The organism is Mycobacteroides sp. PCS013, assembly GCF_049532645.1.
GTDB classification, from domain to species: domain Bacteria; phylum Actinomycetota; class Actinomycetes; order Mycobacteriales; family Mycobacteriaceae; genus Mycobacterium; species Mycobacterium gwanakae.
In genome coordinates, this window is record NZ_CP150131.1 from 3,598,192 (window position 1) to 3,611,843 (window position 13,652).

Genomic DNA, 13,652 nt, shown 5'->3' on the forward strand with positions numbered 1-13,652 from the left:
ACCGAACGCTACGGCAGTTGCCAGGCGAAGCGCCCGGGCTCGAGCTCGACGGTGCCGGGCCCGGAGAAACCATTCGATGTCCCCTGCAGCGTCGCGACCACCCGCAGCAGCGGCCACGCCGACTTGAACCCGGGATGCAACCGCATTCCCTCGATCTTTTCCTCGGGCACCCATCGCAGCTCGGTGCTCTCGTGATTGGCCTCGGTGGGCAACAACTCGGGAGCATCGGCAACAACCGTCGTGTACGTCCAGTGCGCCTGGCCGTCAATGCGTTTGGTCACCACCGAGGAGCGGATGGTCATGGCGCCCGGCTCGATTCCCGCTTCCTCGGCTGCCTCCCGGACCGCCGCCTGCTCGGCCGACTCATGGCTGTCCCGCGCCCCGCCCGGCAATGCCCAGGTGCCACCCTGATGACTCCACCAGGCCCGGTGCTGTAGCAGCACCGCGGGCTGGCCGCTCGCCAGCGGTGCGCGTAACAGCAAACCCGCTGCACCGAACCGCCCCCAGAATCGCGCACCCGTGTCAGCGACAACCCATCCGTCACCGTCGCCACGCACAGAGTCCACAGTAGAGCCACCTAAGACTAAATATGCTCTTAGACTTCCCATTAAGGCCGGGAGAGGAAGGTAAGAGGTGACTGTCGGGACGACGCGGTTAGCACACCCGTCGACCGAGCCCGTCGGCGCGACAACCCCCGTCGTGCCGGCTCATCCGTGGTGGTGGTTCCTCAAGTCCACTCCCGGCAAGATTCTGATGCTCGGTATCGTCCTGGCCACCGCCGGCGTGCTGTCCGCGGTGGCCACTTCGGCGAGCGTGCAGAACCGGCAACTCGCCCTGAGCACGGTGCTCAACCACACCGAACCGCTGGCGTACTCCGCCGGGCAGCTGTACAGCACCCTGTCGGTCGCCGATGCCGCGGCGACCACCGCGTTCATCGCGGGCACCGAACCACAGGGCGTCCGTGAGCGGTACGAGCAGGCCATCACCGATGCCTCGACCGCACTCGTCGCCGCGTCCAGCGGTCTCACCGACCGGCCGATGCAGGAGCTGCTGAGCCGCATCAACGCCGAACTGTCGGTCTACACCGGACTCATCGAGACCGCGCGCACCAACAATCGGGCCAGTAATCCCGTCGGCGCCTCGTACCTGAGCGAGGCATCCGCACTGATGCAGCACACGATCCTGCCCGACGCGCAGCGTCTCTACGAAGAAACGTCCAACCGCGTCGATCAGGAGACCAGCGCATCCACCCGGGTGCCCTTCCCGGTGATCCTCATCGTGCTGGCCACCATGATCGGTGGGGTCCTGGGTCATCGCTGGTTGTCCAAGCAGACGCGACGCCTCATCAATCCCGGCATGCTGGCGGGGGGCGCGGCCCTACTGCTTATGGTGGTTTGGGTGGGTATCGCACTGGCCGTTTCTGCCTCGCTGGGCACCGACGCGCGCAACGGCGGCGCCCACTCCCTGAAAACCATCACTCAACTGGTCATCTCGGCGCAGCAGGCCCGCGCCGACGAGACGCTGGCACTGATCCGCCGCGGTGATGAAAGTGTGCGCAAGAAGTCCTACTACGACCGCATCGATGAGATGGAACGCAAGATCGGCGAGTACCTGAGCAACCCGGATGCCATCGCCCGCGCGGACCTGGAACGGGCGCAGCAGCTGCTCACCAGATGGCGGCAGGCCGATGACCGCATCAACGCCTACATCGGTGTCGGCAACTACCAGGCCGCCACCCAGGTGGCACTGGGCAGCAGTGAGTCAGACTCGACGCCTGCCTTCGACAGCCTCGATGCGGCGCTGCGCAACGGCGTTCAGGACAGCCGCCGCCAACTCCGCTCGGGTGTTCTCAATGCCGAACGCGCGTTGACCTTGTCCTCCGCGGGCGCGTTGATCCTCTCGGTGGGCGGCGCGATATGCGTGGGAGTCGGTCTGTGGCCGCGGCTGAGCGAGTACCGATGATGAGAACAGCGACGCAGGGCACCGCACGCAGACTTGCCGCGTTGGCGGCTATCGCCACCGTGCTGGCCGGATGCTCGACGCCCGAGAACTCCACTCCGCTGCCACAGCTCACCGTGCCGAGGCCGACCCCTGCCGAGATGACCGAGCAGGAACCCAACCTCGCGCCGCTGACCAAGGTCGACACCTCGTGCGACCCCACCGCGAGTCTGCGGCCCACCAACGACCGGGCCGCCAACGATGACGCGGTCGCGGCGATCCGCAGGCGCGGCCGGCTCATCGTCGGGCTGGACATCGGAAGCAACTTGTTCAGCTTCCGCGACCCGATCACCGGGGAACTGACCGGATTCGATGTCGATATCGCCGGGGAGATCTCTCGCGACATCTTCGGCACCCCCGAGCGGGTGGAGTACCGGATTCTGTCCTCGGCAGATCGCATCGCGGCATTGAAGAACTCGACCGTCGACATCGTGGTGAAGACCATGACCATCACCTGCGCACGGCGCAAGGAGGTCAATTTCTCGACCGTCTATCTGATGACCTACCAACGGATTCTGACCAGCAGGGATTCGGGCATCACCAACGCACAGGACCTCTCCGGCAGACGGGTGTGCGCCGCGCGCGGCACCACCTCCTTGAACCGGCTCTCGCAGATCACCCCGCCGCCGGTCATCATGTCGGTGGTGACGTGGGCGGATTGCCTTGTGGCACTGCAACAACGCCAGGTCGACGCGGTGAGTACCGACGACTCGATACTCGCCGGCCTGATGTCCCAGGATCCGTACCTGCACATCATCGGGCCCAACATGAGCGATGAGCCGTACGGAATCGGCATGAAGCTGGAGAACACCGATCTGGTCCGGTACGTCAATCGCACCCTGGAACGCATCCGGCGCGACGGCACCTGGAATGCCTTGTACCGCAAATGGCTGAGCGTGCTGGGGCCCGCCCCCGCACCTCCGAGCGCAAGGTACCGGGACTGATGAGTAAAGATCCCGGCAGCCTGGAAGACCCAGAGGATCTGGTCGACGACGCGGACGAAGACGAAGGTCCGGGCACGCGGCCCGCATCCCTGGCGGACCTGGATGCGGACTCCGCGTCCACGATGCGCCCCATGGCTACCCAGGCCGTGTTCCGTGCCCCCGATTTCACCCAGCCCACAACCCAACCCACCACACAGCCAGAGGTACGCGCCACCACCACGCGAGTCCGGCTCTCCCCCACCCGCCGACTCGGCGGCGGCCTGGTCGAGATCCCGCGTGTTCCGGAAATCGATCCACTGGCCGCCTTGATGACCAATCCGGTCGTCGAAGAGTCCAAACGATTCTGCTGGAACTGCGGTAAACCGGTGGGCCGCTCCACGGAGGATGGCCCCGCCTGCAGTGAGGGCACATGCCCAGCCTGTGGGTCCACCTTTTCCTTTCTGCCGCAGCTGAATCCCGGCGATGTGATTGCCGGGCAGTACGCCATCAAGGGCTGCATCGCCCATGGCGGTCTGGGATGGATTTACCTCGCGGTGGACCGCAACGTCAATGACCGTCCGGTGGTGCTCAAGGGTCTGGTGCATTCCGGCGACGCCGAAGCACAGAACATCGCGATGGCCGAGCGGCGATTCCTCGCCGAGGTGGCGCACCCCTCGATCGTGAAGATCTTCAACTTCGTCGAACACCCCGACCAGCACGGGAATCCGGTCGGATACATCGTGATGGAGTACGTCGGCGGCACCTCGCTCAAACAGCCCAAGGGCAAGGCCCTACCCGTCGCACAGGCCATTGCCTACATGCTGGAAATTCTTCCCGCGCTGGGCTTTCTGCACTCGGTTGGGCTCACCTACAACGACCTCAAGCCCGAGAACATCATGGTCACCGAAGAGCAGCTCAAACTCATCGACCTGGGCGCGGTGGCCGCGGTCAACGCCTACGGCAACCTGTACGGAACTCCCGGCTACCAGGCACCCGAAATCTCCAGGACCGGCCCCACTGTCGCGTCGGATATCTACACGGTGGGACGCACCCTCGCGGCGCTGACCCTGCGCATGCCCACCCGCAAGGGCCGATACAAGGACGGGCTGCCCAACGAAGATCCGGTGCTCGCCAAGTACGACTCGTATCACCGCCTTTTGCGCCGGGCCATCGATCCCGACCCCACCGCACGGTTCGGCAGCGCCGAGGAGATGGCCACTCAGCTGGTGGGAGTACTGCGCGAGGTGGTGGCGCTGGACTCGGGCACACCACGCCCGGGCATGTCCACCCTGTTCAGCCCGTCCCGGTCCACCTTCGGGGTCGACCTGCTGGTAGCCCACACCGACGTCTACGTCGACGGGCTGGCTCACCCGCCGAGCCTGACGGCGCCGGATATCGTTACAGCTCTTCAGGTTCCGCTTCTCGACCCCACAGACGTGGGTGCCGCCATCCTGCAGGCAACCGTACTGAGCCAGCCGATACAGACCCTCGAATCCCTGAAGGCCGCCCGCCTGGGCCGAATCGACGCCGACGGGGTGGACCTGACCGAATCGATGGAGCTGCCCCTGATGGAGGCACGCGCACTCCTCGATCTGGGCGATGTCGCCAAGGCCAACAGCAAGCTGGATCAGCTCGAGGACCGGGTGGGCACCCCGTGGCGACTGACCTGGTACCGCGGCATGGCGGCCCTTCTCAACGGTGACTACGACCAAGCCACAAAGCATTTCACCGCTGTTCTGGACTTCTTGCCCGGTGAGATCGCCCCCAAGATGGCACTTGCCGCCACCGCCGAACTTGCCAATGACGAGAAGAACCTCGACTTCTACCGCACCGTCTGGTCCACCGACAACAGCGTCATCTCCGCGGGATACGGGCTGGCTCGCACCCTGGCCTCCCGCGGGGAGCGAGCCGAGGCGGTGCGCATGCTCGATAACGTGCCCCCCACGTCGCGCCATTTCACCACCGCGCGTCTCACCAGTGCGGTCACCCTGCTCTCGGGTCGCACGCTCACCGAGGTCACCGAGGACGACATCCGCGAGGCGGCCCGCAGAGTGGAAGCACTACCCGAGACGGAACCGCGTGTACTGCAGATCCGCGCGCTGGTGCTCGGGACGGCGCTGGACTGGATCAAGACCAATCATTCGACCGGACATCACATCCTGGGTGTCCCGTTCACCAAACGTGGCCTGCGCCAAGGTGTTGAGCGGAGCCTGCGGGCGTTGGCCCGCCGGGCCACCGAGCGCGCCCACCGTTACGCACTGGTGGATCTGGCCAACGCCACCCGGCCGACCTCACTGCTCTAGGGCCGCCCCCACCGCCGCCCTGGCGATGGCCAGTTCCTCGTTGGTGGGCACCACCAGCACCGTCACCCGGGATCCATCGGTGGAAATGCGGCGAATCTCGCCGGACCGCACCAGGTTTCGTTCCGGATCGATCTCTATGCCGAGCACTTCGAGTCCGGCCATGGCATCGGCACGCAGCACTGCGTCGTTCTCGCCCGCCCCGGCGGTGAAGGAGATGACGTCGGCGCCACCCAATGTCGCGATGTAGGCGCCAATGTACTTGCGCAGCCGGTGCACATAAACGTCGTACGCAAGCTGCGCCGATGCGTCTCCCGCCTCGATTAGTCGATGAATTTCACGAAAATCGTTGGCCCCGCACAGTCCGAGCATGCCGGAACGGCGGTTGAACACCGTGTCGATCTCATCGATGCTCATGCCGTGGCGTGCCAAATGGAACACGATGCCGGCGTCGATATCGCCGGTACGGGTGCCCATCACGAGGCCCTCCAGCGGAGTGAGGCCCATCGAGGTCTCCACGGCGCGGCCATGCAGGATCGCCGACGCCGATGCGCCGTTGCCCAGGTGCAGCACGATCTGGTTGATGTCGGCGTACGCGCGCCCCAGGTAGCCGGCGGCCTGCTGTGACACGTATTGATGCGAGGTGCCGTGGAATCCATAGCGCCGCACGCCGTATCGCTCGGCGACCTCACGATCGAGCGCATAGGTGGCCGCCGCTGGCGGCAGGCTGTAGAAGAACGCGGTGTCGAACACCGCCACCTGCGGCACATCGGGCAGCAGGCGCCGGGCCACCTCGATGCCCTGCACACCGGCCGGGTTGTGCAGCGGCGCCAGTGACGACAGCTCCGCGATCTGCGCGACCACGGCGTCGTCGAGCACCGTCGGCTCGTGGAACTTCTGTCCGCCGTGCACCACACGATGGCCCACCACCACCACGTCGTCGGTGTTGATGGAGTCGAAAACCAGCCGCAGTGCCTCTTCGTGATCGCGGACCGGCTCTTCACCGATGCGCTCCACCAGCCCGTGCGCGTCCACCCGGCCCGAATCCGGTTCGATGAGCTGATATTTCACCGAAGACGAGCCGCAGTTCAGGACCAGTACCGCGCTCATCGGGTCAGGTCCTGGGCCTGGATCGCGGTGATCGCGACCGTGTTGACGATGTCCTCCACCAGAGCGCCGCGGGAGAGATCATTGATGGGTTTGCGCAAGCCCTGCAGCACAGGCCCGATGGCGATGGCCCCGGCGCTGCGTTGCACCGCCTTGTAGGTGTTGTTCCCGGTGTTGAGGTCAGGGAAAATCAGCACCGTCGCGCGTCCGGCGACCGGGGAGTCGGGCATCTTGGTGGCCGCCACCGAGGGCTCCACTGCCGCGTCATACTGGATGGGCCCCTCGACCAGCAGCTCGGGCTGCCTGGTACGAACCAATTCGGTTGCGATACGAACCTTTTCGACCTCGGCACCGCTACCCGAGTTTCCCGTCGAGTAGGACAGCATCGCGACCCGCGGGTCGATGCCGAACTGGGCGGCCGTACGCGCCGAGGAGATGGCGATATCGGCCAGCTGCTCGGAGGTGGGGTCGGGCACGATGGCGCAGTCGCCATAGGCCAATACCCGGTCGGCCAGGCACATCAGGAAGATGCTGGACACCGTGGAGACATCCGGGTTGGTCTTGATGATCTCGAAGGCGGGACGCACGGTGTGCGCGGTGGTGTGCGCCGCGCCCGACACCATGCCGTCGACGATGTCGTTGTACACCAGCATGGTGCCGAAGTACGAGACGTTACGCATGATCTCGCGCGCACGATCAGGAGTCATGCCCTTGTGCTTGCGCAGCTCGAAGTACTGGCCCGCGAACTGCTCGGCGAGCTCACTGGTCTTGGGGCTGACCACCAGGGCATTCGAGATGTCCACGCCCAGCTCGGCTGCGCGGGAACGAATTTCCGCCTCTTCACCCAGGATTGTCAGATCTGCGACCTGACGCTGCAGCAGCCGCCCGGCCGCCTTGAGGATCCTGTCGTCGTCGCCCTCCGGGAGCACGATGCGCTTACGGTTGTCCCGCGCCCGATCCAGCAGCTGATACTCGAACATCTGCGGCGTGGTGACCGAGGGAATCGGAATGGCCAGCTGCGCGATGAGATCCGCGCCGTCGACATATCGATCCATCAGCGCCAGCGCGGTGTCGATCTTGCGGGCCGAGGCCACCGTGACCCGGCCGCGGGCATGCGCTGCGGCGCTCGCGGTCTCGAACGTGCCCGAATCCGTCTCGATGATGGGCAACCGCAGCCCGATCCCGTCCACCAGGTCGGCGATCCGCGGGTGCAGCTTCAGTCCGCCGTTGAGGATGATCGCGGACAGCGATGGAAATCCTTCCGCCACATGCGCGCTCGCCACCGCCAGCAGCACATCGGATCGGTCGGCGGGGAAGATGACGGCCTGCCCCTCTTGCAGGCGCTCCAAACAATGCTCGGCGGTCATGCCCGCCACCATGAAGCTGGTGGCCTCGCGGGACAGTAGTGCCTCGTCGCCGCTGACCAACGAGCCCTTCACCGCTTTCATGAGCTCTTCTACCGACGGCGAGACCAGCAGCGGTACCTCGGGCAGCACCCAGGCGGGCTTGTCGAAACGCGATAACGCCTGGCGCACCTCGTCCAGCTGATCGGGATTACACCGGTTGGCCACAATGGCGGCGGTGTGCGCACGCTGCACCTTGAGCTCGCCGAGACAGACCTCGGCAAGGGCCGCCACCTCGTCCGGAGTTCGACCGAATCCCTTGATGGTCAACAGAACCGGTGCGCCAAGATTGACCGCGATGCGTGCGTTGGTACTCAGCTCACTGGGACTCGCGACGTCGGTGTAGTCGCTGCCGACAATCACTACGGCATCACAGCGCTCCGCGACCGCGTGGTACCTGTCGACGATCTGGGCGATCGCCGCATCTGGATCCTGATGGAGATCGTGGTACGAGACGCCCAGACAGTCCTCATAGGCGATGTCGGCGGTGCTCTGCTCCAGTAGCAGTTCCAGGATGTAGTCCACACTCTCCCCGGACCGCGCGATGGGGCGGAACACGCCCACGCGTGCCACCGAGGCGGCCAGCCGATGCATCACACCCAGTGCGACGGTGGACTTTCCGGTATCACCTTCGGGTGAGGCAATGTAGATACTGGACGCCTTCAATCCTCTAGCCTCGGTCATGCACGCCTTCCTACACGAGTGAATCGCAGCGTCAGAATCTTGAACGGACGCAATGTCAGTTGAATATCGTTGACCCAGAGTTTGATCGCATCCGGATACTCGATCGGCCGTTCCAGCAGATCGGTCACGGCCACCCCGTCGTGGCTGAAATTCGCGTGGATGCTGACATCGGCCCGTCCACCGCGCGACTCGTAGAGCCGGACGATCAGATCACCGCTGCGGTCGTTGGCCAGCTTCACCGATTCCACGACGACGGCCGGGTTATCCAGGCTGATAAGAGGTTCGACGCTCGCCGCGGCACCCTCGATGACCCTCGTGTCGAGGTTGCGCCGGTATCCCTGCTCGACGGCGTCGCCGATCGTCGCGCCAGGGCGTACCGAGAACCTCAATCGGTGATGTCCCTGATCGCAATCGGGATCCGGGAAGAGCGGCGCGCGCAAAAGGGACATCCGCACCACGGTGGTGGTGCCACGTCTGCTGATGTCGTGTCCGTAGGTCGAATCGTTGGCCACTGCCACGCCGTATCCGGATTCGCCCACATGCACCCAGCGGTGCGCACAGATCTCGAACTTGGCTTCGTCCCACGAGGTGTTGGCGTGCGTGGGACGATACACATGGCCGAACTGGGTTTCCGACGCCGATCGGTCGGCCTGCACGTCGAACGGGAACGCCAATTTGAGCAGCTTCTCGGACTCGTGCCAGTCGATATCGATCTCGATGTCCAGTGCGGGCGCACCATCCTGCAGCGTGATGCGTTGCACAAGATGTGAATTGCCGAATTCACGCTTGATCACCAGCGCACCGTCCGCGGCGGCAACCGAGCTCGCCGGCGTCAGATTGGTGACGGTGTTCCGGTAGAAGCCGTCGATATCCCAGGCGTCCCACTGGTTCGGCGTATCGCGATGCAACTGCAGCAGATTCCCCGGCGCCGCCATGGCCTCCCGGCCACTGGCAGCATCGATGAGGGAGACCAACAGACCGTCGGCATCGAAGGTGGCCGCCAGAATCCCGTTGTCCAGCAGGAACCCTCCGTCACTCGTCACGGGAGTGACGGAGGTGGGCTGATCGGCGACAGCGGCGCCCAGCGCGGGTACCCCGTCGCGATCGTGCGGCGCAGCATTGAAGGCCAGTCTGCGGTCACCCTGGCCCGCCAGGGTGACCGTCGCGGATTCGATGATGGCTTCCAGCCTCGTCGCGATCGCCGCGTAGTTCCGTTCGGCGTCCCGGTGCACCCAGGCGATGGAGCTGCCGGGCAGGATGTCGTGGAACTGCTGCAGCAGCACCAGCTTCCAGATCTCGTCCAGCTCGTCGTACGGGTACTCGTATCCGGCATGCACCGCTGCCGTCGCCGCCCACAGCTCTGCCTCGCGCAGCAAGTGCTCGCTGCGGCGGTTGCCCTGCTTGGTGTTCGCCTGCGAGGTGTACGTGCCGCGGTGCAGCTCCAGGTAGAGCTCACCGGACCAGCGCGGCGGGTTGGCGTACTCGGCTTGGGCGGCGGCAAAAAACTCCGCCGGGGTACCCAGGGCCACCGTGGGTGAGCCTTCCAGCGACCGCTTGCGCGTGGCGTAGGCCAGCATTTCGCGGGTGGGGCCGCCGCCCCCGTCTCCGTAGCCGAAGGGCACCAGCGACATGGTGCCCGCCCCGGAGTCGCGGTAGTTGCGCTGCGCATGCGCGAGGTCGCCGCCGCCCAGATCGGAGTTGTAGGTGTCGACGGGCGGGAAATGCGTGAACACCCCGGTGCCGTCGATCCCTTCCCAGATGAAGGTGTGATGCGGCATCCGGTTGACCGAGTTCCACGAAATCTTCTGTGTCAAAAAGTATTCCGAACCTGCGGCGGTGACGATCTGGGGCATCGCCGCGGAATAGCCGAACGAGTCGGGCAGCCACACCTCTGGGGTGTCGATCCCGAACTCGTCGAGGAAGAACTGCTTGCCCGCCACGAACTGGCGGGCCATCGCCTCCGCGCCGGGCATGTTCGTATCGGCCTCAACCCACATGCCGCCCACCGGAATGAACTGTCCCGCAGCAACTTTCTCCTTGATGCGAGCGAACAGGGTGGGGTACTTGTCCTTGATCCACGCGTACTGCTGCGCCGAGGAGCAGGCGAATCGGAAGTCTGGATGCCGGTCCATCAGGTCGACCATGTTCGAGAAGGTCCGTGCACACTTACGGACCGTCTCACGCACCGGCCACAGCCACGCCGAGTCGATATGAGCGTGCCCGACGGCGGTGATCCGATGGGCACTGGCATATGCGGGGCGCGCCAGCACCTCGGCGAGTTCGGCACGTCCGTCGGCCGCGGTACCCGCGAGATCCTCCGGATCCACCGTGTCCACCATGCGTTCCAGCGCGCGCAGAATCTCGTGGCGGCGCGGCAGATCCTCGGGGAGCGTATGCATCAGCCCGTCCAGGGTGGCGATGTCCTGCTGCAGCCCCCACAGGTTCAGGTCGCGCAGCGCAAGGTCGATACTACCCAGCCGGTACAGCGCCTCATCACCGGAAGTAGCCTTGTCTCCCAATGGCATTGGCGACCAGAAATGCTTGCCGATGTCCGGGTTGGCGGCGGCCTCGATGTAGAAGTCCACCGGGGCGTCCAGATCGTCGATGGGCACGAACGCGTTGCGCGGCGCGATGCCCTTCACCACGGTGCCGTCGGGCCGGTATACCAACCCCTCGGCGTTGAAGCCCGGCCCGCCGGTGAAGCCGAGTTCGACCCTCATCTCCGGGGCACCCTCGGACCGACCGCGCCACCGCTCCGGAACGGTTCCGGTCACGTGCAGCCACATCGTCGACCAGGGTGGTCCCCAGGGCGTCCCGGGAGTGATCTCGGTGAATTCCTGGGACGCCGCCTCGGCGAACGGCACCGGCTCCCCTGGTGCCGTCCACGCCGTCAGTGTCAGCGGCGCCGAATCGACGTAGATGGCGCAGTTCAGCCGCTTATCGACGAAACGCCGAATGCGGTCCTCGACAATTCGCCGGTCGTCATGCATGACCTGACCCTATCGGCTCGCCGACTTCGCTCTAGGAGCTCTCGCCAAGACGAACAGTGACCGTCACGCGGCCGCTGTCGTCTTTGCGTGCGATTCCGTAACCGGGCACATCAACTCCGTTGAGCCGGAGCTGCAGCGGCCTGCCCTCTCCGAGGAAATTGCGCCACCATTTCTTGCTTTCGGGGATGCCGACCCAGATCACGATGTCATCTCCCGAACGCCAGTAGTTCACCGGCGTGCTGAAGATCTGCCCCGATCGGCGGCCGGTGTAGGTGACGACGGTGAAGTAGCGGCCCGCCAAGCTGCGCAGTCCGGGCACGTTCAATGCCATCACCGGCACGGTGTTGACCGCATCGATAAAGCGACGAACTAGGGAACTCATCTGTACCTAACGGTCTTCGCGTAAGCGCTCATCCCAGCTTACGGAGACGAGGCTCAAGATCGTTCTTGAACAGCTCCAGGAACCGCTTCTGGTCGTGTCCGGGTGCGTGGAACACCAGGTGGTTCAGGCCCCAGCCCACGTAATCGGCGACCTTGGCGACCGCCTCGTCCGGGTCGGAGGCAACGATCCAGCGCTTGGCCACCTGTTCGATGGGCAACTCGTCGGCGGCGCGCTCCATCTCGATGGGGTCATGGATGCTGTGCTTCTGCTCGGGAGTCAGCGACAGCGGCGCCCAGAAGCGGGTGTTCTCCAGCGCCTTCTCCGGATCGGGGTCGTAGGAGATCTTGATCTCGATCATCCGGTCGATGTCGTCGAAGTTGCGCTCGGCCAGTGCCGCCCCCTCCTTGACGGCGGGGATGAGCTTGTCCTTGTACAGCTCCTCGCCCTTGCCGGAGGTGCAGATGAATCCGTCGCCGGCACGCCCCGCGTACTTGGCGACGACGGCGCCGCCGGCGGCGATGTAGACGGGGATGCCGCCCTCGGGCACGTCGTAGATGGCAGCACCCTGGGTGCGGTAGTAATCACCCTCAAAATCAACGCGCTCACCGGTCCACAGTTCGCGCATGAGCCGGACCGACTCGCGCAGCCGTGCGAAGCGCTCCTTGAATTCCGGCCATTCACCGATGAACCCGGTGGCGATCTCGTTGAGCGCCTCACCAGTGCCGACACCCAGGAAGATGCGGCCCGGGTACAGACACCCCATGGTGGCGAAGGCCTGTGCGGTGACCGCAGGGTTGTACCGGAAGGTGGGGGTCAGCACCGAGGTGCCGAGCTGCAGGCGCTGGGTGCGCTCGCCGACGGCCGTCATCCAGGCCAGCGAGAACGGCGCGTGACCACCGTTGTATCGCCACGGCTGGAAATGATCACTCACGGTCGCACTGTCGAAACCGTGCGACTCGGTGGCGACCGCCAACTCGACGAGCTCACGCGGCGCGAACTGCTCCGCCGATGCCTTGTATCCCAGCTTCAGTTCCCGTGCCATCCGCGCGCTCCTCGCCTCAAGGGTGCTTACCGCTCATCGCAAGTTCTCCAACCACCCTAACCAAGGACTCATTACTCTCTATTTCATGGTCGAGATCACCCAGGTCAGCGACGCCGTGCATGTGGTCAACGGAGAGGCGGTCAACTGGGTGATCGCATCGGACGATTCGGGAGTCGCGCTGTTCGACTCCGGCTACCCGGGCGATCGCGATGACGTCTTGAAATCCATTGCGGCGCTGGGACACAAGCCACAGGACGTGCGCGCCGTGGTGCTCACGCACGGGCACATCGACCACATGGGGACGGCGATCTGGTGGGCCGCCGAACACGGTGTCCCGGTGTATGCCCACAACGCAGAGCTGGGCAATGTGCGGCGCGACTACGTGGATCAGGCCGAGCCCTTCAAGGTGGTACTGAACCTGTGGCGGCCCGGGTGGCTGCCGTGGGTCATCCACGCGATGCGGCTGGGAGCCGGGGTCCGTGACGGCATTCCGACGGCGGCTCCGCTCGGTCCCGAGCTCGCGGATCTACCGGGTGCACCCGTTCCCATCCCGACCCCCGGTCATTCCGGAGGTCACTGCTCGTTCCTGGTCGCCGGTCACGTGCTGGTGGTCGGAGATGCCATCATCACCGGGCACCCGATCGCGAGCCGTTCGGGACCTCAGCTGCTGCCCACTCCGTTCACCAAGGACATGGAACAGGCACGTCGCAGTGCGCAGGCTCTGGCCGAGGTGGACGCCGATGTGCTGGCTCCGGGGCATGGCCCGGCCTGGACGGGGTCACTGCGCGACGCGGTCGAGATCGCCCTGCGCACCTAGCGCCGA

10 protein-coding genes are annotated in these 13,652 nt (G+C 65.3%); 4 read left to right on the plus strand and 6 right to left on the minus strand.

Annotated features, from left to right (window positions below):
* Positions 1-8: 8 nt before the first annotated feature.
* A complete protein-coding gene (locus RHO23_RS17955) occupies positions 9-557 on the minus strand; it encodes an NUDIX domain-containing protein (RefSeq protein WP_030096264.1) in 549 nt (182 codons plus the stop codon).
* Positions 558-633: 76 nt separating this feature from the next.
* Here RHO23_RS17955 and RHO23_RS17960 point away from each other — a divergent pair, with 76 nt between their 5' ends.
* Genes RHO23_RS17960 through RHO23_RS17970 form a run of 3 tightly spaced genes read left to right on the plus strand, consistent with a single transcriptional unit; the run spans position 634 to position 5,224 of the window.
* Positions 634-1,962, plus strand: a complete 1,329-nt coding sequence (locus RHO23_RS17960; protein ID WP_064409740.1) for a hypothetical protein — start codon at positions 634-636, stop codon at positions 1,960-1,962.
* Positions 1,959-2,942, plus strand: coding sequence for a glutamate ABC transporter substrate-binding protein (locus RHO23_RS17965; protein ID WP_217340435.1), 984 nt, complete (start codon positions 1,959-1,961; stop codon positions 2,940-2,942). The genes RHO23_RS17960 and RHO23_RS17965 overlap by 4 nt, the downstream gene beginning before the upstream one ends.
* Positions 2,942-5,224 (plus strand): serine/threonine-protein kinase PknG, encoded by a 2,283-nt coding sequence (locus RHO23_RS17970; RefSeq protein WP_057968813.1) that lies wholly within the window; start codon positions 2,942-2,944, stop codon positions 5,222-5,224. Before RHO23_RS17965 ends, RHO23_RS17970 begins: the two co-directional genes overlap by 1 nt.
* Here the strand turns inward: RHO23_RS17970 and RHO23_RS17975 are convergent.
* Genes RHO23_RS17975 through fgd form a run of 5 tightly spaced genes read right to left on the minus strand, consistent with a single transcriptional unit; the run spans position 5,213 to position 12,829 of the window.
* Positions 5,213-6,331: an acetate kinase gene (locus RHO23_RS17975; protein ID WP_070915717.1), complete on the minus strand. Its 1,119-nt coding sequence runs from the start codon at positions 6,329-6,331 to the stop codon at positions 5,213-5,215. The two genes, RHO23_RS17970 and RHO23_RS17975, sit on opposite strands and share 12 nt — an antisense overlap.
* The gene (gene pta / locus RHO23_RS17980) at positions 6,328-8,415 is read right to left on the minus strand and encodes a phosphate acetyltransferase (protein ID WP_423488113.1); all 2,088 of its coding nucleotides are present in this window, start codon (positions 8,413-8,415) and stop codon (positions 6,328-6,330) included. Before pta ends, RHO23_RS17975 begins: the two co-directional genes overlap by 4 nt.
* The gene (locus RHO23_RS17985; protein WP_423488114.1) at positions 8,412-11,405 is read right to left on the minus strand and encodes an alpha-mannosidase; all 2,994 of its coding nucleotides are present in this window, start codon (positions 11,403-11,405) and stop codon (positions 8,412-8,414) included. The genes pta and RHO23_RS17985 overlap by 4 nt, the downstream gene beginning before the upstream one ends.
* A 31-nt stretch (positions 11,406-11,436) precedes the next feature.
* The gene (locus RHO23_RS17990) at positions 11,437-11,787 is read right to left on the minus strand and encodes a nitroreductase/quinone reductase family protein (protein ID WP_030096257.1); all 351 of its coding nucleotides are present in this window, start codon (positions 11,785-11,787) and stop codon (positions 11,437-11,439) included.
* 28 nt (positions 11,788-11,815) lie between these two features.
* Positions 11,816-12,829 (minus strand): glucose-6-phosphate dehydrogenase (coenzyme-F420), encoded by a 1,014-nt coding sequence (fgd, locus tag RHO23_RS17995; RefSeq protein WP_030096256.1) that lies wholly within the window; start codon positions 12,827-12,829, stop codon positions 11,816-11,818.
* Between the two features lie 85 nt (positions 12,830-12,914).
* Between fgd and RHO23_RS18000 the strand changes: the two genes are divergently transcribed.
* Positions 12,915-13,646, plus strand: coding sequence for an MBL fold metallo-hydrolase (locus RHO23_RS18000; protein ID WP_030096255.1), 732 nt, complete (start codon positions 12,915-12,917; stop codon positions 13,644-13,646).
* Positions 13,647-13,652: the final 6 nt, after the last annotated feature.